We start from the raw sequence: 20,907 nt of genomic DNA on the forward strand, positions 1-20,907 counted from the left end.
TCCTACGACTTCAGCTGAACAAGGAACTCGGCGTTCGACTGCGTCTTGCGCAAGCCGTCCAGCAGGGCGTCCAGTGCCTGGCCGGGCTCCCGGCTGTGCAGCGCGCGGCGCAGCGTTGCGATGGCGGCCGCCTCGGCCGGGTCCAGCAGCAGATCGTCGCGGCGGGTGCCGGACTGGGCGATGTCCACGGCCGGGAAGACCCGCCGGTTGGCGCTGGCCCGGTCCAGCCGCAGCTCGGCGTTGCCGGTGCCCTTGTACTCCTCGAAAATCACCGTGTCGCCCAGCGAACCGGTCTCCACCAGTGCGGAGGCCAGGATGGTCAGCGATCCGCCGTTCTCGATGTTGCGCGCGGCGCCCAGGAACCGCTTCGGCGGGGTCAGCGCCGAAGCGTCCACCCCGCCGCTGAGGATGCGCCCCGAGGCGGGCGCGGCCAGGTTGTAGGCCCGGCCCAGCCGGGTCAGCGAGTCCAGCAGGACCACCACGTCCCGGCCCTGTTCGACCAGCCGCTTGGCCCGCTCGACGGCCAGCTCGGCCACCGCGGTGTGGGACTTGGGCGGCAGGTCGAAGGTCGCCGCCGCCACCTCGGCGGGCACGCCCCGGGTGAGGTCGGTGACCTCCTCGGGCCGCTCGCCGACCAGCACCATCATCAGGTGGCACTCCGGGTGGTTCTTGGCGATGCCGTGCGCGAAGGCGCGCAGCACCGAGGTCTTGCCCGCCTTGGGCGGGGCCACGATCAGCGCCCGCTGGCCCTTGCCGATGGGCATCACCAGGTCGGTGACCCGGGCGGTGAGGGCGTGCGGCTCGGTCTCCAGGCGCAGCCGCTCGTCCGGGTGGATAGGCACCAGGTCGGCGAACCTGGGCCGGCCGTCCGCGTGCTGGGGGTGCTGGCCGTTGACCGTGTCCACGTCCAGCAGGGTGGGGTGTTTCTCCCCGTTCCCGTTGCCGGCCGGCTGGACCGGGCCGGTGAGCTGGTCGCCCCGGCGGTACCGGTCGAGCAGGCGCTTGGGCACCCGCACGTCGCTCGGGCCCGGCAGGTAGCCGTCAACCCGCAGCCAGCCGCGGTTGTCGATGACGTCAAGGATCCCGGTGACCCGGGTGGCGTCGATGTTCATGATTTTTCTCATTTCTTTGCGAAGGGAGGTGGGCGCTTACGACGCGCCCGGGAAAGGACTTGGGATAATCGGCGTTATGTCAGACACCGCGAGCGTCCGTGCGTCCGTCGAAACCGGCGGGATGCGGGAGCGGCTGATCGAGGCCACCGTGCGGCTGCTCGCCGAGGAAGGTCCGGGTGCGGTGCAGGCCCGCCGGATCACCCGCGAGGTGGGCGCCACCACGATGGCCGTCTACCACCACTTCGGGGGGATGCCGCAGCTGCTCGCGGCGGTAAGGGAGACCGGGTTCGACCGGCTGCACGCCCGGCTGGTCGAGGTGCCGACCACGGACGACCCCACGCTGGACCTGTACCGGCAGGCGATGACCTACCGCGAGGTTGCCCTGGAGCACCCCAACCTGTACGACCTGATGTTCGGTATGGCCGCCCCCGGGGGCCAGCGGCCGGCGGCGGACGCCACCCGCACCTCGGCGGACCGCACCCGGCAACACCTGCTCACCACGGTCCAACGCGCCATGGACGTGGGTTATTTCCGCCGGGGCGATGCCGACGCGGTCACCGCCCAGCTGTGGACCGTGCTGCACGGGTACGTGATGCTGGAGCTGGCCGGCCACTTCGCCGACCTGCGGGACAGCAAGAAGCAGGTCTTCCTGCCGCTCAGCGAGTCACTGCTCGCCAGCCTCGGCGCCGACACCGAACGAATGCGCCGACACCGAGGCTAGCAGGCGGCGGTTCGTGGGTCGCCCGGTTTAAAGAGAGCTTGGACGGGCGGAGTTGGCCGGTCTGCCGCGGCTCCGGTAGCGCCCGTTGCGTCCGTGGTTGGGCACTTTCTCACGGAACGTGACGGCCTCGGGCCGGTATTCGGGCGGATTCGGCGCTGCCGCTCCTCGACATCGACACCGGTCTGGTCCAGCCAAGATCGAACCAGAATGGTGTCGATCTCGACGCAACGAACCTACCCCGACCGCCTGCCGCTCCGTCACGCACCGTAGGGGAGTACCGAGCGCCCCCGGCCAAACGCAACAGGCGGCACGCCAGCCGCGGCAGACCGGCCAACTCCGCCCGTCCAAGCCGATCTTTAAGACCCGGCCACCCACTCGACCGCGAACGCCCGCGCCGGGTTCCGCACGAACATCGCCCCGGCGAACTCCTCGCCCAGCTCCTCCACCAACCGGGGCCGCAACCGCGTGAGCAGCCAGGTCAACCCCGGATTCCCCCGGGCCGCCGCGCTGGTGGTGTCGGCGCCGAGCAGGAGCTGGTCGGCGTGGCCATCGCCGGCCAGTGAGACCAGCGTGTCGACCAGGCGCCAGTCGGTCTCGTGGTTGGCCAGCGACGGGCCGTCGAAGCCCAGGAATGCGCCGGCTCGGGCCGCCGCGCGGTGCGCGCCGAGGTCGGGGAACCGGTTCAGGTGGCCGAGGATCACCCGCGACGGCGGGACGCCCAGCCCGGCACAGAGCAGCTCGAGCACGTCGGCCGCCGCGCTGCCGTGTTCGAGGTGCACGCCGACCGGCGCGCCGGTCCGGTGGTGGGCCTGCGCGGCGGCGGTCATCACGGTGCGGGTGTGGGCGTCCAGGTGGTGGAAGTCGCCGGCGACCTTGATCAGCCCGGCCCGGGCTCCGGTCAGCGGGGAGTCGGGGTCGTCCTGGGTGTGCAGGCCGGTGGTCAGCTCCTCGACGAACAGGTCGGCCAGCCGGGGATACCACCGCTCGGGCCGGCCGGGCGGGTAGTGCGCGGCGCGGTGCAGGCCGGTGGCCGCGATGACCTGCACACCGGTGGCCCGGGACAGCTCGACCAGCTCCGCCGGCCGGCGACCCATGCCGAACGGGCTCCACTGCACCACCGTCCGGCCGCCGAGCGCGGCGAACCGGCGCAGCTCGGCGGCGGCCGCCTCGGCGTCGTCCAGATCCTGGCCCGGCAGGGCCGCGCTGCGCATGAACAGGTGGTCGTGCGCGTCGGTAATGCCGAGCTCGGCCGGGGGCAGATCGCCGAGCACGGTCCGCACGGCGGTCACACGGGCACGGTCCGCACGGCGGTCACGCCGGGTACGCCGGTCTGGCCAGGCACGCCGGTCTGGCCGGGCACGGCGGTCTGGCCGGGCACGCCGGCCTCGCCGGGCACGGCGGGCGCGGCGGTCATGACGGCTCCTCGGCGAGCGTGGCGGCGGCCACCCGCAGCCCGGCGAGTGCCTTGGGCACCCCGATGTACGGCGCCAGGTGCACGAGCACCTCGACGATCTGCCTCCGCTCCAGGCCGACCCGCAAGCCGGTGCGCACGTGCCCGGCCAGCTGCGGGTCCACCCCGCCCAGGGCGGCCAGCGCGGCCAGGTTGACCAGCTGCCGCTCCGGCAGTGTCAGCCCCTCGCGCTGGTAGGTGCCGCCGAACAGCGCGGTGACCACCCAGTCGGCGAAGCCGGGCGCCACCCCGTCCAGCGTGTCCCGCCAGGCCCGCTGGGTGACCTGGTCCTGCAGCACGCCGAGCAGCCGGTAGCCCTCTTCCCGATCCACGTCGCCTCCTCGCGTAACGCCTTAGCCGTTACACCGATCGTAACGGGCAAGCCGTTACACTGGCAACGTGGAGGACTTCCGGTTCGACGGCGGGGCCACCTGGCTCAACCTGCTGGCCACCCAGGGCCAGAGTTTCGGCGCGCACCCGGTGGAACGGTTGGAGTCCACCGAGCGGCTGGCCGAGTGGCTGGCCCGGGTGGAGCTGACCCCCCGCCTGCCGCCCGGGCCGGAGGACCTGGCCCGCACCCGTACGCTGCGCGAATCGTTGCGTCACGTCGCGCTGGCCGCCGTGACCGGCGCCGCGCCGCCGGCCGACCGGCTGGAGACCGTGCGCGGCTTCCTGGCCGGCACCCCCGCCGCCGGGCCGCACGGCGGCACGCCGCCCGGCGCCGGGCCGCACAACGCCGGGCCGCACGGCGGTGCCGAGGCGGTCCGGGTGGTCGACGGCCGACTGCGGCTACCGGACCCGGCGGACACCGGCGAGGCGCTGGCCCGGCTCGCCGACCAGGCCGTCCGGCACCTGACCGGCGCGGAGCGGCACCACCTGCGGGTGTGCGCCGAGCACGACTGTCGGTGGATCTTCAGCGACCCGGCCGGCCGGCGCCGGTGGTGCCCGGCCCCCGCCTGCGCCAGCCGGGGCCGGGTCCGCGCCATGCGCGCCCGGCGCCGAACTACAGATTCAGTGTGACTCCCTGGGCACCGGGTGCCCGCTGCCGCCGACCAGGAAGTCCAGGTCCAGGCCCTGGTCGGCCTGCAGCACGTGCTCGGTGTACAGCCGCACCCAACCCCGGTCGGCGGCCGGCGGCGGGGGCTGCCACTCGGCGCGGCGGCGCTCCAGCTCCTCGTCGTCCACGTCCAGGGTCAGGGTGCGCGCCGGGACGTCCAGCTCGATCCAGTCACCGCTGCGCACCAGCGCGAGCGGACCGCCGGCGGCCGCCTCCGGCGCCACGTGCAGCACCACGGTGCCGTAGGCGGTGCCGGACATCCGGCCGTCGCTGATCCGCACCATGTCCTGCACACCCTGGCGCAGCAGCTTGGCCGGCAGCACCACGTTGGCCACCTCGGGCATGCCCGGGTAGCCGCGCGGACCGGAGTTGCGCACCACCAGCACGGTGCTCTCGTCCACCGGCAGGTCGTCGTCCTCGCACACCGCGTGGTACTCCTCGGCCGAGTCGAACACCAGCGCCTGGCCCCGGTGCTTGAGCAGGTGCTCCGAGGCGGCCGACTGCTTGATCACCGCACCGTTCGGGGCCAGGTTGCCGCGCAGCACGGCGGTCCCGCTGCCCGTCGGCTGGAACGGGTCGGCCAGCGTGCGGATCACCTCGCGGTTCCAGCACTCCGCGTCGGCCACGTTCTCCCCGACCGTCCGGCCGGTGACGGTGACCGCGTCGGCGTGCAGCAGCGAACCCAGCTCGCGCATCACCGCCGGCAGCCCGCCCGCGTAGCAGAAGTCCTCCATCAGGAACTCGCCCGAAGGCTGCAGGTTCACCAGCGTCGGGATGTCCCGGGCCAGCGCGTCGAAGTCGTCCAGGACCAGTTCCACCCCCAACCGCCCGGCGATGGCCAACAGGTGGATCACCGCGTTGGTGGAGCCGCCGATCGCCGCGTTCACCCGGATCGCGTTCTCGAACGCCCGCCGCGTCATGATCTTCGAGGGGCGCAGGTCCTCGTCCACCATGGCGACGATCCGCTGTCCGGCGCGCTGCGCGGTCTCGTACCGGCGGGCATCCACCGCCGGCCAGGTGGCCGAGTAGGGCAGCTGCATGCCCAGCGCCTCGGCCATCGAAGCCATGGTGGACGCGGTGCCCATGGTCATGCAGTGGCCGTTGGAACGGGCCATGCAGCCCTCGGCGAAGTAGCACTCCTCCTCGGTGATCCGGCCGGCGGCCAGGTCCGCCTCGAACCGCCAGATCTGGGTGCCCGAGCCGACGTCCCGGCCCTGGTACTTGCCGTTCAGCATGGGTCCGCCGGTGACCATCAGCGCGGGCAGGTCGACGCTGGACGCGGCCATCAACAGGCCGGGCGTGGTCTTGTCGCAGCCGGACAGCAGCACCAGGCCGTCCAGCGGGTTGGCCCGCATCAGCTCCTCGGCCTGCATGGCCAGCAGGTTGCGGAACAGCATGGTGGTCGGGCGCATGAGTGTCTCGCCCAGCGCGGTGGTGGGGAACTCCAGCGGGAAGCCGCCGGCCTGCCAGACCCCGCGCTTGACCGACTCCGCGATGCGCTGCTGGTGGGCGTTGCACGGGGCCAACTCGGACCACGTGGTGGCGATGCCGATCACCGGCCGCCCGTCGAACACCTCACCGGAATAACCCTGGTTCCGCATCCAGGACCGGTAGATCATCCCCTGCTTGCCCTCGGCCCCGAACCACGCTGCGCTGCGCCTGCTCATTCATCGGACTATAAACCGATTTCCCGCAGCTCACAGCATGGCGACAATCCGCCTGAACCGGGCAGCGTCAAACCCGGTGGCGAAGCAATCCGGTGCACACCGCCGACGGCCCCCGACCGCCGTCGGCACCTCCTGTCTCCCGCGCCGCGGGAAAGGGTCAGGAGGCCTGGCGCGGACTCGGCGTCGGGTGCACGGCGGCGCGCTGCGCGAGCTCCGCGATGCGCACGACCGTGCACGGCCACCAGATGGCGTCTTCCTGACTGCAGTTGGCACACAAACCGTCGTCGGTCGGTGTGTGGATGGCCAACGCACGCTCGACCGCGCCCGGACTGGCCGCCATCACCCGGGCCGCCCACGGGACAAATCCCGCGTCCGCGACGTGTGCGCTCCCCAACTGTTGATCACTCATGAGTTCGGCTCCAACCCGGGACGGGGACGCTTACGGGGTGCACCTAATATTGTATGCAGCGCTTTCTACAACGACGTAGACTATTCAGCTTTGGCGTAGAAAAGTCAAGCGACGTCTGCACGTGCAGCTACTCTTGGTAACTATACGACAGTGGTGCTGCTGCGTCCAGAGCACACTTCGATACGCCGACCGGCTAGCATCTGGCCGGTGAAAGAACCCGATGAGGTCCCGAGCTCCCGGCGTGAGCTGGTCGAGGCGGAACTCTACGAGCAGGCCAGTCGGCTGTTCGCGGAACGTGGGTTCGCCGGCACCACCCTGCAGCACATCGCCGACGCCATGGGCATCACCAGGCCGACGCTCTACTACTACGTGAAGAGCAAGGAAGAGATCCTGGCCAGGCTGGTCACCGAGACCACCGAGGGCAAGGCCAACGAGGTCGACCGGATCCGCCGGGACGACACGCTCGACGCCCCGACCAAGCTGCGCCGGATCAGCTACGTGCTGGCCTACAGCCGCGCCAGCCAGCCGTCCCGGTTCATGCTCCTCGACCGGTCCGTCGCCCACCTGCCCGAACCGGTTGCCCAGCGCCGACAGGAGATCCGCCAGGAAACCCTGGACAGCCTGGTGGAGACCGTGGAGAAGGGCATCACCTCCGGCCAGTTCCGCCCGGTCAACCCGCTGGCCGCGGCTCGGGCGATCTACGGCATGTGCTCGTGGGTGGTCAACTGGTACCGCCCGGACGGCGACCAGCCACCCGACGAGGCCGCGCGGGAGATTACCGAGCTGGCCGTGGCGATGGTCGTTCAGGTGCCCCGGCGGATGCCGAGCAACTCGGGCCCGCAGGCCGCCGTCGCGCTGCTCCGGCAGGATCTCTCGTTCCTGGAACGGGTACTCGACGAACTGAACGAGTCCTAGAACGCGTCCTAATAAGTAGACCAAAAGGCCAGGTCAGTAACCCACAGTGAAACGCGTTCCAAGGTGCCGCGGACACTCCAGCTCGTCCACCACGGCCACCGCGAGGTCGGCGGCGGAGATCCGCGAGCGGCCCTGCTCGTCGGTCACCAGGGCGTCCGTGCCGACCCGGTAGCGGCCGGTCCTCGGCTCACCCGGCTCGATCGACGCCGGCGGGGACAGCATCGTCCAGTCCAGCCCCTCAGGAGCCGATTTCCGCAGGTAGACCAGGGCGTCCCGAAACCCGAGCGACTCCGCCCTGGCCACCTCGGGAAACTCCGGGGTGTCCACCAGCTGCACGCCGGGCGCCACCTCCAGGCTGCCCGCGCCGCCCATGGTGAACAGCCGCGCGCCGGCCGGCGCGGCCGTGCCGGCCGCGATGCGCATCAGCTCGACGGGTGATCGCTCGTCACGCCCCCGTTGCGCCTCATCACGCATCGCGACCGAACACAGCAAGGTCTCGGCGGCATCTACGAGATCACGCAGTTGTTTCCTAAAGGTAACGTTAAATATGTCACCGACAGTAATCGACAAGCCGAGTCTCTCGGCGGGCAGGCGAGACCGGTTCCGAACCACAGCCGTCACATGGTGACCCCTTTGGAGTAACTCATCCAAGATCGGCCGGCCCACCTTGCCGCTCGCGCCGAGCAGAACCGCTCTCATACGGCGCCCTCCCGCCGGTCGAACCGCACCTTCAACTCCTCCGGTCCGAGTGCCGCCCCGCACGCGAAGCCCACCGGCTCCGGGGTTATCAATCGGAGGTTGGTAACCCGACGCAGCAATTCCGTATACCCGATCTCGATCTGCAGCCGGGCCAGGTGCGCGCCCACGCAACGGTGGATGCCCAGCCCGAACAACGCGTTGCTGACCCTCGGCGGCTCGAAAACCAGCTCGTCGGCGCCGGGGAAGCGGTCCCCGTCCCGGTTCGCCGAGTCGAAGTGCACCACCAGCCGGTCCCCCTTACGCAACCGCCGGCCGCCCAGCTCCACGTCCGCCAGCACCGTGCGCGCCATGACCGCCACCGGGGAGAACCGGCGGAGCAGCTCGTCCAGGTCGTGCCGCACCCACTCCGGCCGGCGCACCCGCTCCTCCAGCCCGGGCACCGTGGCCAGCTGGTAGGCGATGGTGCCCAGCGCGCCCCGGGTGGTGTCCAGCCCGCCGAGGAACAGCACGGTGATCACGCCCAGCCGCTCCTCGTCGGTCATCGGCCGGCCGGCGATGGTGCCCCGGGCCACCGCGCCCAGGATGTCCTCCCGCTCGGTGAGGCCGTCCGCCCGCTCGGCCAGGTACTCGGCAGCCAGCGCGGCCAGGTCGACGAACGACTGCGCGTCGGCCACCGTGCCCACCCGGGTGGTGATGTCCCGCGCCCGGGTGACGCGGGCCGGGTCGGTCTCGTCGAACACCACGGTGGCCAGCACGGCCGACGAGTACGGCATGGCGAACTCGGTGATGAACTCGCAGGAACCCCGGTCGATCCACCCGTCGATGGCCTCGTTGGCGATCCCGCGCATCTGGTCGGCGAACCGCATCAGGTACGACCGGGAGAGGAACGGGTTCAGGATCTTGCGGAACTCCTGCTGCAGCGGCGGGTCGGAGTCCAGCGGCGGCAGCCGGACCGGGGCCTCGTTGGTCGGCGCCGGCACGGCGGAGGAGAACAGCTCCGGGTGCTCCAGCACGAACCGCACGTCGGCGTACCGGGTCACGTGATACTGCCCGCCGTGCGACTCACTGAACGGCACCGGGCACTGGGCCGCCCTGGCCTGCGCGTAGTGCGCCCAGCGCCCGTCCGCGTGGGCCTGGTTGTACTGGTCGTAGCGCCGCCACTCGACCTCGGTCACGGTTACCTCCCTTGTCAGCCGGGGAGCAGGTAGCTGGGCAGCCGCGCGTACGAGTCCCCGCCGACGCCCAGCCAGTTGAACGGCAGGTGGTACAGCATGAGCAGGGCCACCGCGCTGAACCCGATCACCGCGAGCCCCCGCACCGGGGTGCGCAGCGCCGGCCGGAACCGGTGGAAGCCACGCTCGATCACCGACACCCCGTCCGGGTCGGCCAGCGCGGTCAGCCGCACATAGGTGAACGCCACGCCCAGGGTCGCGGTGAACAGGCTTTCGTAGATCGGGAACTGGTAGGCGGCCCCGTCGAAAACGGTCAGCGCGCCGTTGGTGCGGGCGTAGCCGTAGGCCTGGGTGACCCGGATGATAGTGTTCTCCAGCAGGAACCCGGCGGCGAACTCACCGGCGAACACCACGGCCAGCGCCTTCACGTCGGAGATCCCGGGAAACCGCGCGCGCAGCCGGCGCACCACCTGACAACCGATGATCGCGGCGCCGGTGCAGAAGTAGATGTACATCGGCACGCCCCAGGCCAGCCCCTCGGCGTAGCGGGACGACGAGGAGGGCAGGTGAAATGGCATGAACGCCGCCCACACGCCCCGGTTCAGCGAGTGCGCGTTCCAGGCGAAGAGGTAGTCGTACAGGTTCAGCCAGGCGTCCATCACCGAGCCGAACACCCCGCCGATGACGAACATCCCGTCCAGGGACAGCCGCCCGTCCCGGCGCAGCGGCCGGATCACGCAGAACCAGACGAACGCCAGGAGCACCGCCACGCTGGCCGCTTCCAGCACCCGCAGCGCGGCCTCCCGCCAGGCCGGGTAGGCGTCCGGGCCGAGCACCGGCGCCGGGACGAACTGGTCGGCCGACAGCATCCAGCGCACGATCGCCTGCCCGGCGACCACCACCCAGACCCCGCCGAACAGCGCCCACAACCCCACCGCCCCGCCCCGGCCGGTCGCCGTGCTGGTCGGTGTCGTGGCGGGCGCGGACTCTTCGCTGAGCAGCATGCCGGTACCTCCGCAGGCCTGGCCTAACGCCGTTAGCCCGACGAGCGTACCAAAAACCCATCGCTAATTGGTTACCCAACCCCAAACCCGATTCAGTGCCTTCAGCAGGGTGATTCAGTGCCTTCAGCAGCATGGTTCAGTCAACGCTGTTTACTGAATCACCCTGCTGAAGCGACCGAACCAGTGTGCTGAAGGCACTGAATCGGTGTGCTGAAGGCACTGAATCAGGCTGCTCAAGTGACTGAATCGGAGTGGTGGGAGGGCTGGGTCACCGTGGTGATGTGGCGGAAGAGCGTGGGGGTGGCGGTTAGGGAGGCGACGGCGCCGGCGGCTACCCAGAAGGCGGGGGCGTACACCGAGAGGGTGCGGACGGCCCAGGTCATCAGGGCGGGGGTGAAGCCGGCGAAGAAGATCGCGGCCAGGTTGTAGCTGAGCGACATGCCGGTGGACCGCACGGCGACAGGGAAGGCCATCGGCAGGGTGGCCGGCGCCGCGCCGACGAAGACCGACACGGTCGCCGACAGCACCACCTGGACCAGCACCAACACCGCCGTGCTCGGCGCCGCGTGCAGCAGAAGCAGGCCCGGCAGCGGCACCACCAGCAGCGCCGCCGAGCCGGCCACGATCACCCACCGAGCACCGCGCGCGTCGGCCAGCCGGCCGGAGACCAGGCAGCCGGCGATCAGCACCACGTTGCCGACCACGGTGGCCAGGAACGCCTGCTGGTCGGTGAACCGCAGGCCCACGGCCGGGTCCTTGTAGTACGTGGTCGGGTAGATGACCAGCGCATACACCGCCACCGTCCACAGCACGGAGAACAGGAAGCCGGCGCCCAGCGCGCCGGGGTGCTCGGCGAACAGCGTGCGCAGCGGCGACAGCCAGCCGCCGGAGCGGTCCCGCTCGCGTTCGAACACCTCCGGCTCGGGCAGCCGGCGCCGGGTGTAGAGGCCGACCGGGATGATCAGCAGCCCGAGCACGAACGGGATGCGCCAGGCCCACTCGGCCACCGCCTCCCGGGGCAGCAGGGTGGTGATGGCCAGCCCGACCACGGCGGACATCAGGTTGGAGATGCCCATCGACGCCTGCAGCCAGGCGGCGTAGCGGGCGCGCCGGTCCGCCGGCGAGTGCTCGATCATGAACGCGGCCGCGCCGCCGATCTCCCCGCCGGCCGAGAAGCCCTGCAACAGCCGGCCGATCAGCAGCAGGATCGGCGCACCCACGCCGATCACCGCGAACGGCGGCGCGGCGGCCAGGATCAGCGTGCCCAGGCCCATCGCGGCGATGGACAGCACCAGCGCCGCCTTCCGGCCGCGCCGGTCGCCGAACATGCCGATCACCACGGCACCCAGCGGGCGGGCCACGAACCCCGCGCCGAACACCAGGAACGCACCGAGCAGCGCGGCGGTCGGGTCGCCGGAGGGGAAGAAGTTCGCCGCCACGTAGCTGGCGAAGAACGCGTAGACCGAGAAGTCGTACCACTCCATCGCGTTGCCGAAGGACGCGGCGGCGACGGACTTCCGGGCGACCGTACGCTCGGCGGGCGCCGTCACGACCGGTCCAGCCGCAGCAGGGTGGCCGCCAGCACGTGCGCCCCGGCGGCTATGTCTGAAGCCGGGGTGAACTCCTCCGGGCAGTGGCTGCGCCCGTCCCGGGACGGCACGAAGATCATGCCCATCGGGCCCAGCCGGGCCAGGTGGGCGGCGTCGTGCCCGGCGCCGGACGGCACCGCCTTCCACGACAGGCCCAGCTCGTCGGCGGCGGCGCCGATCGTGTCCCGGAGCGCGGGCGCGGTGGGCACCGGGTCCTGGTCGGACAGCCACTCCACGTCGATCTCCACTCCCCGCGCGGCGGCCTCGGCGGCGATCTCGTCCACGATCCGCCGCCGCGCACCGGCCAGCCACGAGCCGTCCACGCTCCGGATCTCCGCCCACAGCCGGGCGTGGTCGCTGATCACCCCCATGGAACCGGGGCCGGACCGGATGTACCCCGAGGTGGCCACGCCGTGCACCGGCGCGCCGCAGCCCACCCGGTCCACGGTGAGCACGGCGGCCGCCGCCGAGACCAGCGCGTCGTGCCGGTCGGCCATCGGCGTGGTTCCGGCGTGCCCGGCCCGGCCGGCGAAGTTCACCAGCAGCCGGTCGATGCCGGCGATCGCGGTGACCACGCCGATCCGCTCGCCCGACCGCTCCAGCAGCGGCCCCTGTTCGATGTGCAGCTCCACGTACGCGTGCACGTCCCCCGCGCGCCACGCTTGGCGCAGAGCAGCGGACGGGTCGACGCCGAACCCGTCCAGGGCGTCACCCAGCCGCACACCGGAACCGTCCACCCGGTTCAGGTGCCCGGCCTCCAACACCCCGGCGACCGACCGGGACCCCATGCAGGAGATGCCGAACTCGTTGGCCTCCTCGCCGAGGAAGTCCACCACCAGCAGGTCGTGCTCCAACACCGTGCCGGTCTCGCGCAGCCGCGTCGCCACCTCGATCCCGGACAGCACACCGACGATGCCGTCGAACCGGCCGCCCAGCGGCACGGTGTCCGTGTGCGAGCCGGTGACCAGCGCCGGACCGCCGCCGCGCGCGCCGGGCAGCCGGCCCACGATGTTGCCGGCCGCGTCCACCACCGGGTCCAGCCCGGCGTCGGCCATCCGCGCCCGCACCCACTCCCGGGAGGCCCGGTACGGCTCGGAGAACACCTCCCGGCTCCACCCCGGCCGGGTGGAGTCGTGGAACTCGGCCAGCCCGTCGATCGCGGCGGCCAGCCGCTCGGCGTCGGGCATGGGCGGAGAGGGCGGGTTCAGGCCCTGCGCGGTCATGCCGGCGCCTTCGCCGGCAGGTAGCGGAGGAACTCGATGCCCAGCAGGTCCTCGCACTCCCCGACCGCCACCGGGTCCAGCGCGGAGGACGACAGCGGCAACCCGGTGGCGTCGGCGGTGACCAGCACCACAGGCATGCCCTCGCGGGCGTGCTCGACGGCCAGCGGCAGGCCGTCGCCCGCGTGCAGGATGGCGATGGTGTCCGGGTAGCTGGCCACCCGCTCGCCGTCCGCGATCACCGCCATGAACTCGTTCAGGTACGGCACGGTGTACTCGCCGATGCGGAACGTGCCGTGGTCGAACCCGCCCCGGGTGTCCAGCGGCACCTCGTGCCGCAGCTCGCCCCGGGCCAGCACCTTCCCGCCGATGGTCGCGCACACCGCGTCGATCACGGCTCCGGCGGAACCGGTGCTTGTTCCGAGGGCGACGCGCTCCATCGCCGCGCCCAGGTCCAGGGCCAGCGAGATCGAGCCCAGCGCGGCGTTCTCCCGCACCCAGGACAGCTCCACCGGGTTGCGCGCCGAGGCGATGAACCCGCCGGTGCGCACCGAGATGTCCCGCAGCACGTCGTCGCAGGTCGCCACGCTGCCCTCGTTGACCGAGAGGAAATGACCGTGCAGCGCCCGGTTTCCGCCGGAGACCACCTGGGTGGTCCGGTAGCCGGGGCGGCTGGTCAGCCCCAGCGAACCGAGCTTGCCGGTCGGGTGCGCCCGCACGTCGCCGGCCGCGTCCAGCACCTTCACCCCGAGCACGGCGGACTGGATCCACCCGTTCACCGTGGTGGAATAGCCGTTCTGCCCGGTGATCACCGCCGCGATGGGGTGCTCGCAGACCTCGATCAGCGTCTGCAGCGCGTGCACGTAGTCGACCGGCTGGATCTCCCAGTTCTTCGAGGCCGGCGCGCCGATCGCGGCCACCGTGGCCACCCACGAGTCGGCGGGCAGTTCGTCCGCCGTGGCCAGCACAGGGCGGCCCATCGAGGTGGCCATCATGCCCATCAACTCACCGTGCCGGCGCCAACCGCCGCCACCACAGGCGAACACCCCGCCGCCGAGCACGGCGTGCCGGGCGTCGTCGCTGGTCAGTTCACGCATCGTCGTTCTCCTTTGCGAGGAACGTGAGATCGGGTGAAAGTGCCGCCTCCGCCTCCGGGTAGCCGGCGGTGGCGTGCCGCAGCACACCCAGGCCGGAATCCAGGTCCAGGGCCAGCCGCAGGCGGCTCTCGGCGGCCAGCGAGCCGTCCGCGACCACGGAGACCCCGGCGGACTGCATCCAGCCGGCGTAGCCACCGCCGCCCGAGTGCACCGCGACCAGGTCGGCGCCGGCGGCGGACAGGAGCATCGCGTCCAGCAGCGGCCAGTCGGTCACTCCGTCCGAACCGTCCCGCATGCCCTCGGTGCCGATCCGCGGGTGCGTCATGCCGGCCGAGTCCAGGTGGTCGCGGCTGAACAGCACCGGCGCGGAGATCCGCCCGGCGCGCACCGCCTGGTTCACCGCCACGGCCAGCCGGGACCGCTCGCCGTGCCCCAGCCAGCAGGACCGCGCGGGCAACCCCTGCGGCGGGATCTGGTCCCGGGCCAGCTTGATCCACTCGGCCACCTCGGGGCGCTCCGGGAAGAGCGTCGCGGCCAGCTCGTCGGTCACCGACAGGTCCTGCTCGGACCCGGACAGGGCCACCCAGCGGAACGGGCCGATGCCCCGGCAGAACAGTGGCCGCAGATAGGCCGGCATGAACCCGGGGATGCGGTCCGCCCCGGGTACCAGTGACTCGACCTGCACCCGCAGGTTGTTGCCGTTCTCGAAAGCCACCGCGCCCCGGTCGGCCAGGGTGAGCATGGCGTTGACCTGGCGCGCCATGGAGCGCCGCGCGCGGTCCTGCACCTGCTCCGGATCCTTCTCGCGCAGTTCATGCCACTCGGCCGGGGTGAGCCCTTCGGGCAGGTAGCCGTAAAGGGCGTCGTGCGCGGCGGTCTGGTCGGAGACGATGTCCGGCGTGACCACTCCGGCGGCGATCTCGGCGAACACCGTCGACGCGTTCCCGAGCAGGGCGACCGCTGTGTTCGTCCCCGCCCGGACCAGCGCCAACGCCTCGTCCAGGGTGGCAGCCACCGCGTCCACCCCGCCGGCCGCGCGAGACTTCTCGATCTTGGCCGGGTCGGCCTCGACGACCAGGCTGGACAGCCCGAGCATGCGCGCGCTGATCGGCTGCGCCGACCCCATGCCGCCGAGCCCGGCGGTGAGCAGCCAACGGCCCTCGCCGGAGGTGGCGGCGAAATCCCGGCGCAGCACCTCGCGCAGCAGCTCGTAGGTGCCGGCCAGCACGCCCTGGCGGCCGATGTACTGCCAGGCGGCGGCGGTGAGCCCGCCCCAGATGGTCTGCCCGTCGCGCATCCGCTGGTAGAACCGCTCCTCGGTGGCCCAGCGGCCGACCGTGTTGTTCACCGCCGAGACGACCATCGGGGCGTGCGCGTGGGTGCGCAGCACGCCGATCGGGCGGCCGGTCTGCAGCACCAGGGTCTGGTCCTCCTCCAGCTCGCGCAGCGCGGCGACGATGGCGTGGTAGGCCGGCCAGTCCCGGGCGGCCTTGCCCAGCGAGGCGTAGACCACCAGGTCCTCCGGCCGCTCACCGACCTCGAGAACGTTCTCCAGCATGCGCAGCAGCGCCTCGGCGCGCCACGTCCGGCAGCGCGGTTCGACGCCGCGGTGGGCGGCGAACTCGGGCTGTGTTCCAACTGCCTCGGGTCGGCCAGGCAGATACGGTCGCCTTCGGCGGTCGTCAGCCATGAGCTCCTCGCTCCTCGGGTGGGGTCCAGGCGATGGCGGGTGAACGGGGCAGCCGGGCGACCAGCTCGCCGGCCGCGTCGCGCAGCAGGGCCACCGCCTCCGCGACCTCGGTCAGCTCCCGGTCCGGGCCGACCAGGGACAGCGCGCACAGGCACGCGGAACCGACCAGCACCGGCACCCCGACCGCGGTCATACCGGGGGTCAGCCAGCCCTGCGACACGTGGTAACCGCGCCGGCGGACGGTGGCCAGCTCGGCCCGCAGCGGTTCGGCGTCCGGAGTGGCGGCGGTGAACCGGTGCAGCCGGCCGGCCAGCACCTGCTCGCGCACCGAGGCCGGGGCCATGGCGAGCAGCGGGGTGGCGCTGGCCCCGGCGTAGAGCGCGAGCACCTCCCCCGGGTGGTAGGCCACGTGGCCGGGGCCGCCGTGCAGGGTGTCCAGGCAGAGCGCGGCGGTGTGCACCCGGACGGTCAGCGCCACCGACAGCCCCGACCGCTCGCGCAGCCGGGCCAGCACCGGGCGGGCCAGGTCGACCAGGTGCGCCGAGCCGGCCGCCGAGGGGTCGGCCAGCCGGCGGCTGGGCAGCAGCTGCCCGTTCACGTCGATGACGAAACCGGCCTCCTTGAGCAGCCGGACGTACCGGTACACCGTCGACGACGGCAGGCCGAGGCCGGCGATGATGCCCGCCGCGTCGGTCTGCCCGTGATCCTGGATGAACGACAGGATGCGCAGGCCCCGGTCCAGCGAGGTCAGCTCGCCCTTTTCCGTCCTCACGGTCACCGCCGGGTCACCTGTGCGCCCCGGCCGGGCGGGCCGAGCAGGCCCTTCTCCGCGCTCCACACCACCTCGCCCCGGGCCACGGTGAGGGTCACCCGGGCACCGGGGGCGTACCGCGCGTACGGGCTCCAGCCGGCGTTGGAGTGCAGCCGCGTCTCGTCGACCAGCCAGTCCTCGGTGGGGGTGAGCACCATCAGGTCGGCGTCGTGGCCGGCTCGGAGCCGGCCCTTGCGGTGGCCGATGCCGTAGCGGTCGGCCGGGTTCGCGGTGAGCGCGTCGACGGCCTTCCCGAACTCCTCGCCCGGGCCGAACCGGCGCAGGCACTCGCCCAGCGTGGTGGCCACCAGGGTCTCGGTGCCCGGCACGCCCGAGTGGTTGTCCAGGATCCGCTCGTGGTCCTTCAGCTCGAGCGGCCACGGCGCGTGGTCGGAGGAGATCACCGTGGCCAGCCCTTCGGCCACCGCGCGCCACATGGCGTCCCGGTTGGCCGCGTCCCGCAGCGGCGGGTTGATCTTCAGCCGGCCGGTCTTCATGTCGTTCTCGGTCAGCAGCAGGTAGTGCGGGCAGGTCTCGAAGCTGACGTCCACCCCTTGTTCGCGGTACCACCGGACCAGCTCGGCCGACCGGCCCAGGGACAGGTGGCAGACGTGCAGCGCGTTGCCCCGGTCGGCGGCGATCTCCATCGCGGTGAGCAGCCCGAGCGTCTCGGACACCGGCGGGCGGGTCTTCGCGTGCACCCGTGGGTCGTTGCTGGCCCGGTTGGCCGGATCGTTGAGCAGGGCCTTGATGATCTCGTTGTTCTCCGCGTGCGTGCACAGCGTGGAGCCGGCGTCGCGCACGGCGGCCATCACGTCCAGCAGCTCGGCGTCGTCGATGCGCGGGAAGCGGAACGGGTCGGTGTCGAACAGCGACACCTTGAAGCCCACGACTCCCTGTTCCGCCAGCGCCGCCGCGCGTCGCCAGCCGCCCCCCGGCTCGCAGGTGCCCAGCAGCGCCACGTCGACCACCGCCTCGTCGGCCAGCCGGTCCTGCTTGGCCTTGAGCCGGTCGGTGTCGTTGACCGGCCCGGTGGCGTCGAACGGCATCTCCACAACGGTGGTCACCCCGCCGGCGGCGGCCGCCGAGGTGGACGCGCGCAGCCCCTCGCCCCCGTGCGAGTAGGAATGCACATGGGCGTCGACGGCTCCCGGCAGCAGGTAGTCCCGGCCGACGTCGATCAGGTCTTCGAGGCCGGTGTACGGGTCGTCGGTGGTGGTGACCTCGGTGATCACCCCGTCCGCGATGTGCACCCGCCCGCGCCGGAACCCGCCGTCCTCGGCGCGCAGTACGCCCGCGACCACCATCTCCCCTGCCATGCCCTCGACGGTAGGAACCCCGGTAGGGAGCTTCCCATCAGATTCCCGTGGATTGGGAATTTCTCGTTATGTTGGTGAGCGGGCCGGGTTCTAAAGACGGCTTGGACGGCCGGAGTTGGTGGGTCTGCCGCGGCTCGGGTCCGGCCCGTTGCGTTCGGCCGGGGCCGCAGGCCGGGTGGCGCTCGTTGCGTTCAGTCGAGGCGCGGGCCGGGCGGCGCCCGTTGCGCTCGGCTGCGGTGCGGGCCGGGTGGCGCCCGTTGCGTTCCGTTGCGGTGCGGGCCGGGTGGCCCGTTGCGTTCAGTCGAGGCGCGGGCCGGGTGGCGCTCGTTGCGTTCGGTTGCGGTGCGGGTCTTTGGCTACGCGGCGTGACGGTCGCTGGGTCCGCCGGCGGGGCGTGGACCGGTTGTGCTCGTCGAGATCCACGTGAGCGGGGTGAACCCCGAGATCAAACCCCGCTCAGGTGGATCTCGTGAGCGGACGACTCCCGAACCGTGCCGGACCCAGCTACGGTCCGTGACGAAGCCAGGCGACGGCGCAACGGGCCCAACCCGAGCGCCGGGCGCCGCTGGGGGTGATCGCCGTTCCTGGCGGTCTAGCGTCGATATTCGAGGCAGAACCGCCACGGCTGGCGATCAAGCCTGGGCCCCGTCCGGCATGGCCGGCCCAGGCCTCCATGCGCGACGGGCCGAGCCCGAGGCGCGGAGAACCTGCCGGCTCCGGCCGTCCGAAGCCTTCTTTGAACCCGGCCAGCTGCCGAAGTGACCGAATCACCCTGCTGAACCGACTGAATCAGCACTGGGGGTTATTGACAAAACTGATTTTTACGTTCAAAGTTGCTTGTGCGATGAGAGACGTCCTGTACCTGGAAGAGCTCGAGCAGGCGGAAACGCTGCTCAAGCCGAAGCGCGTCGAGGTGCTGCGCGAGCTGGCCGAGCCGAGGTCGTGCACCGAGGTCGCCACCCGGCTCGAGCTGACCCCGCAGCGGGTCTACTACCACGTCAAACGCCTCACCGAGGCCGGCCTGGCCAACCAGGTCGCGGAGCGGAGGGTGCGCGGCATCGTCGAGGGCATCTACCAGGCCACGGCACGCGCGTACTGGATGTCGCCCCGGCTGGTCGGCCGGATCGGCGAGCGGGCCAAGCGGGACGCGCTCAGCCTCGGCTTCCTGCTGGACCTCACCGAAGAGGTGCAGGCCGACGTCGGCCGGCTGGCCACGCTGGACCCGGCCCCGGAGCTGCCCTCGTTCGGGCTCTCCGGCGAGATCCGGGTGCCCGCGCGGCGCCGCCCCGAGTTCCTGCGCGAGCTGACCGCCGCGCTGCAAGACCTGTTCGCCCGCTACGGCGGCGACGAGGGGGAAGCCTTCAAGCTCGCCGTGGCCTGCTACCCGAAGGGACCCCCGGATGAGTGAGCCCACGATGATCAAGGTGCGCGCCAACGCCACCCCGGACGAGGTGTACCGCGCACTCACCGAGCCCGAGCGGCTGCGCGCCTGGCTGACCGAGCACGCCGAGGTCGCACTGCCCGAGCGCTACGAGTTCTGGGGGCCGTCCACCCCGGCCGGGGACAAGCCGCGCCAGCGGCTCACCCACGCCGGCCCCCGCCAGCTGCGGTTCGACTGGCCGATCGACGACACCCACACCGAGGTGCAGATCGACATCATCGACACGGCCGAAGGGTTCACCGAGGTCACCGTCAACCACGACGGGCTGCCCGGGTACGACGCGATGGTCGCCGAGCGGGAGACCATCAGCCAGGTGCACACCTTCTGGGCGCTGTCCCTGGCCAACCTGGTGGACCACCTGGAAGGCCGCCCGACCACCCCGCGCTGCGACTTCACCTCCCCGGTGCAGCGCGCCGAGGTGACGATCGACGCCGCGCCGGAGGACGTGTTCCACTCGCTGCTCGACGCGGAGACGTTCTCCCGCTGGTTCGGCGCGCGGGTCGAGGTGGAACCGGAGCTCGGCGGGCGATGGGCGATGGGCAGCTTCGAGGTGGACACCGACCCGGCCCGGATCACCGCGCTGGAACCGGGCCGGGCGCTCACCCTGGCCTGGGCGGAGGGCCTGGTGGCCAGCTGGGAGCTCGAGGGCTCCGGCGGGAAGACCCGGCTCACCCTGGTGCAGAGCGGGTTCGACCAGACCCAGCCGCCCTACGGCGCCTGGATGGGCTGGCTGTCCGGCATCGCCGAGCTGCGCCGATTCCACGAGCTTCCGGAGTGGCGCCCGCTGTTCGCCGGCACGCACGTGGACGGCATGCCCGAGGACCTGCTCACCTACTAGATGGCCCTCCCGCCCACCCCTAGTACTCGTCGTGGCGGCGCCACCAGGAGTAGGGCTCGCCCTGGGGCCACCCGTGAGGGGAGTCTTCCCAGTTCTCCTGGCGGCCCAGCGCGGTGATGTCCAGGTAGCTCCAGACCGTGCCCAGCGCCTCGTCGCCCCGGTTGTCCACGAAGTAGGTGCGGAACACCCGGTCGCCGTCGCGCAGGAACACGTTGGTGCCGTGGTAATCCTCGACGCCGTGGTCGGCCGAGAACTCGTCGGTGGTGGTGAACCAGGGGAACGTCCAGCCCATCCGGGTCCGGTAGCGCTGGATGTTCTCCTGGGGCGCGGCGGAGACCACGACCAGCGTGGTGTCCCGGGCGTGCAGGTGCGCCAGGTGGCTGATCTGGTCGGCGTACATCGAGCAGCCCTGGCAGCCGGCGTCCGGCCAGCCGTGCACGTCCGGGGCGAGGAAGAACCGGTAGACCACCAGCTGCCGGCGGCCGTCGAACAGGTCGAGCAGGGTGGCCGGGCCGTCCGGGCCGACGAAGGCGTAGTCGCCGCGCACCTCGGTCATCGGCATCCGGCGGCGCCGCGCGGCCAGCGCGTCACGCGCCCTGGTCAGGCGTTTCTCCTCGACCAGCAGCTCCTCCCTCGCGGTGAGCCATTTGTCGCGGTCGACGATCGGGGGCAGGTTCATCGGTGCTCCTTTATTCG

General features: G+C 71.9%; 21 protein-coding genes. 5 read left to right on the forward strand and 16 right to left on the reverse strand.

Annotated features, from left to right (window positions below; translation table 11 throughout):
* Positions 1 to 2: 2 nt before the first annotated feature.
* Positions 3 to 1,112, reverse strand: coding sequence for a transcription termination factor Rho, short form (locus tag ABEB12_RS17175; RefSeq protein ID WP_345702893.1), 1,110 nt, complete (start codon positions 1,110 to 1,112; stop codon positions 3 to 5).
* 76 nt (positions 1,113 to 1,188) lie between these two features.
* Between ABEB12_RS17175 and ABEB12_RS17180 the strand changes: the two genes are divergently transcribed.
* Positions 1,189 to 1,833 carry a WHG domain-containing protein gene (locus ABEB12_RS17180; RefSeq protein ID WP_185059418.1) on the forward strand — a complete coding sequence of 215 codons (645 nt, stop codon included), beginning with the start codon at positions 1,189 to 1,191 and terminating at the stop codon, positions 1,831 to 1,833.
* 356 nt (positions 1,834 to 2,189) lie between these two features.
* Here ABEB12_RS17180 and ABEB12_RS17185 read toward each other — a convergent pair whose 3' ends face one another.
* The 3 genes from ABEB12_RS17185 to ABEB12_RS17195 are packed head-to-tail and all read right to left on the reverse strand — an operon-like array spanning position 2,190 to position 3,615.
* Positions 2,190 to 3,122 carry a phosphotriesterase family protein gene (locus ABEB12_RS17185; protein ID WP_185059417.1) on the reverse strand — a complete coding sequence of 311 codons (933 nt, stop codon included), beginning with the start codon at positions 3,120 to 3,122 and terminating at the stop codon, positions 2,190 to 2,192.
* Positions 3,119 to 3,247, reverse strand: coding sequence for a hypothetical protein (locus ABEB12_RS17190; RefSeq protein WP_345702894.1), 129 nt, complete (start codon positions 3,245 to 3,247; stop codon positions 3,119 to 3,121). The genes ABEB12_RS17185 and ABEB12_RS17190 overlap by 4 nt, the downstream gene beginning before the upstream one ends.
* Positions 3,244 to 3,615, reverse strand: a complete 372-nt coding sequence (locus ABEB12_RS17195) for a carboxymuconolactone decarboxylase family protein (RefSeq protein WP_185059416.1) — start codon at positions 3,613 to 3,615, stop codon at positions 3,244 to 3,246. The genes ABEB12_RS17190 and ABEB12_RS17195 overlap by 4 nt, the downstream gene beginning before the upstream one ends.
* Positions 3,616 to 3,682: 67 nt before the next feature.
* On the opposite strand from ABEB12_RS17195, the gene ABEB12_RS17200 reads away from it, so the two are divergent.
* Positions 3,683 to 4,303 carry an ABATE domain-containing protein gene (locus ABEB12_RS17200; protein WP_185059415.1) on the forward strand — a complete coding sequence of 207 codons (621 nt, stop codon included), beginning with the start codon at positions 3,683 to 3,685 and terminating at the stop codon, positions 4,301 to 4,303.
* On the opposite strand, the gene ABEB12_RS17205 is transcribed toward ABEB12_RS17200, so the two are convergent.
* Complete coding sequence (locus tag ABEB12_RS17205; RefSeq protein ID WP_185059414.1) at positions 4,295 to 6,007, reverse strand: dihydroxy-acid dehydratase; 1,713 nt, start codon at positions 6,005 to 6,007, stop codon at positions 4,295 to 4,297. The genes ABEB12_RS17200 and ABEB12_RS17205 overlap by 9 nt on opposite strands.
* Positions 6,008 to 6,164: 157 nt before the next feature.
* Positions 6,165 to 6,416 (reverse strand): hypothetical protein, encoded by a 252-nt coding sequence (locus tag ABEB12_RS17210; protein WP_185059413.1) that lies wholly within the window; start codon positions 6,414 to 6,416, stop codon positions 6,165 to 6,167.
* Between the two features lie 207 nt (positions 6,417 to 6,623).
* On the opposite strand from ABEB12_RS17210, the gene ABEB12_RS17215 reads away from it, so the two are divergent.
* Entirely contained in the window at positions 6,624 to 7,331 is a 708-nt protein-coding gene (locus ABEB12_RS17215) for a TetR family transcriptional regulator (protein ID WP_185059412.1), read from the forward strand.
* A 33-nt stretch (positions 7,332 to 7,364) separates the two neighbouring features.
* On the opposite strand, the gene ABEB12_RS17220 is transcribed toward ABEB12_RS17215, so the two are convergent.
* The 9 genes from ABEB12_RS17220 to ABEB12_RS17260 form a co-directional block, all read right to left on the reverse strand.
* Positions 7,365 to 8,030, reverse strand: coding sequence for an NAD(P)H-binding protein (locus tag ABEB12_RS17220; RefSeq protein WP_185059411.1), 666 nt, complete (start codon positions 8,028 to 8,030; stop codon positions 7,365 to 7,367).
* The gene (locus ABEB12_RS17225; RefSeq protein WP_221497570.1) at positions 8,027 to 9,205 is read right to left on the reverse strand and encodes a cytochrome P450; all 1,179 of its coding nucleotides are present in this window, start codon (positions 9,203 to 9,205) and stop codon (positions 8,027 to 8,029) included. The genes ABEB12_RS17220 and ABEB12_RS17225 overlap by 4 nt, the downstream gene beginning before the upstream one ends.
* A 14-nt stretch (positions 9,206 to 9,219) precedes the next feature.
* Positions 9,220 to 10,206: a spirocyclase AveC family protein gene (locus ABEB12_RS17230; RefSeq protein ID WP_185059410.1), complete on the reverse strand. Its 987-nt coding sequence runs from the start codon at positions 10,204 to 10,206 to the stop codon at positions 9,220 to 9,222.
* A 233-nt stretch (positions 10,207 to 10,439) separates the two neighbouring features.
* Complete coding sequence (locus tag ABEB12_RS17235) at positions 10,440 to 11,756, reverse strand: MFS transporter (RefSeq protein ID WP_345702895.1); 1,317 nt, start codon at positions 11,754 to 11,756, stop codon at positions 10,440 to 10,442.
* Complete coding sequence (locus ABEB12_RS17240) at positions 11,753 to 13,018, reverse strand: M20 family metallo-hydrolase (RefSeq protein WP_345702896.1); 1,266 nt, start codon at positions 13,016 to 13,018, stop codon at positions 11,753 to 11,755. Before ABEB12_RS17240 ends, ABEB12_RS17235 begins: the two co-directional genes overlap by 4 nt.
* On the reverse strand, positions 13,015 to 14,112 hold the full coding sequence (locus tag ABEB12_RS17245) for an S-methyl thiohydantoin desulfurase domain-containing protein (protein ID WP_185059409.1): 1,098 nt from the start codon (positions 14,110 to 14,112) through the stop codon (positions 13,015 to 13,017). Before ABEB12_RS17245 ends, ABEB12_RS17240 begins: the two co-directional genes overlap by 4 nt.
* Positions 14,105 to 15,772 (reverse strand): urocanate hydratase, encoded by a 1,668-nt coding sequence (locus tag ABEB12_RS17250; protein ID WP_425572256.1) that lies wholly within the window; start codon positions 15,770 to 15,772, stop codon positions 14,105 to 14,107. The genes ABEB12_RS17245 and ABEB12_RS17250 overlap by 8 nt, the downstream gene beginning before the upstream one ends.
* Positions 15,773 to 15,794: 22 nt before the next feature.
* The gene (locus ABEB12_RS17255; protein WP_345702897.1) at positions 15,795 to 16,580 is read right to left on the reverse strand and encodes an IclR family transcriptional regulator; all 786 of its coding nucleotides are present in this window, start codon (positions 16,578 to 16,580) and stop codon (positions 15,795 to 15,797) included.
* Entirely contained in the window at positions 16,577 to 17,932 is a 1,356-nt protein-coding gene (locus ABEB12_RS17260) for an amidohydrolase family protein (RefSeq protein ID WP_185059407.1), read from the reverse strand. Before ABEB12_RS17260 ends, ABEB12_RS17255 begins: the two co-directional genes overlap by 4 nt.
* An 844-nt stretch (positions 17,933 to 18,776) precedes the next feature.
* Here ABEB12_RS17260 and ABEB12_RS17265 point away from each other — a divergent pair.
* On the forward strand, positions 18,777 to 19,340 hold the full coding sequence (locus tag ABEB12_RS17265; RefSeq protein WP_185059406.1) for a helix-turn-helix domain-containing protein: 564 nt from the start codon (positions 18,777 to 18,779) through the stop codon (positions 19,338 to 19,340).
* Positions 19,333 to 20,211, forward strand: a complete 879-nt coding sequence (locus ABEB12_RS17270; RefSeq protein WP_185059405.1) for an SRPBCC domain-containing protein — start codon at positions 19,333 to 19,335, stop codon at positions 20,209 to 20,211. The genes ABEB12_RS17265 and ABEB12_RS17270 overlap by 8 nt, the downstream gene beginning before the upstream one ends.
* A gap of 19 nt (positions 20,212 to 20,230) precedes the next feature.
* Here the strand turns inward: ABEB12_RS17270 and ABEB12_RS17275 are convergent, their stop codons facing one another.
* Positions 20,231 to 20,890 carry a DUF899 family protein gene (locus ABEB12_RS17275; protein ID WP_185059404.1) on the reverse strand — a complete coding sequence of 220 codons (660 nt, stop codon included), beginning with the start codon at positions 20,888 to 20,890 and terminating at the stop codon, positions 20,231 to 20,233.
* Between the last annotated feature and the right edge of the window lie 17 nt (positions 20,891 to 20,907).

Origin of the sequence: Actinospineispora eucalypti, from assembly GCF_039543365.1 — a bacterium.
Classification (GTDB): domain Bacteria; phylum Actinomycetota; class Actinomycetes; order Mycobacteriales; family Pseudonocardiaceae; genus Pseudonocardia; species Pseudonocardia eucalypti.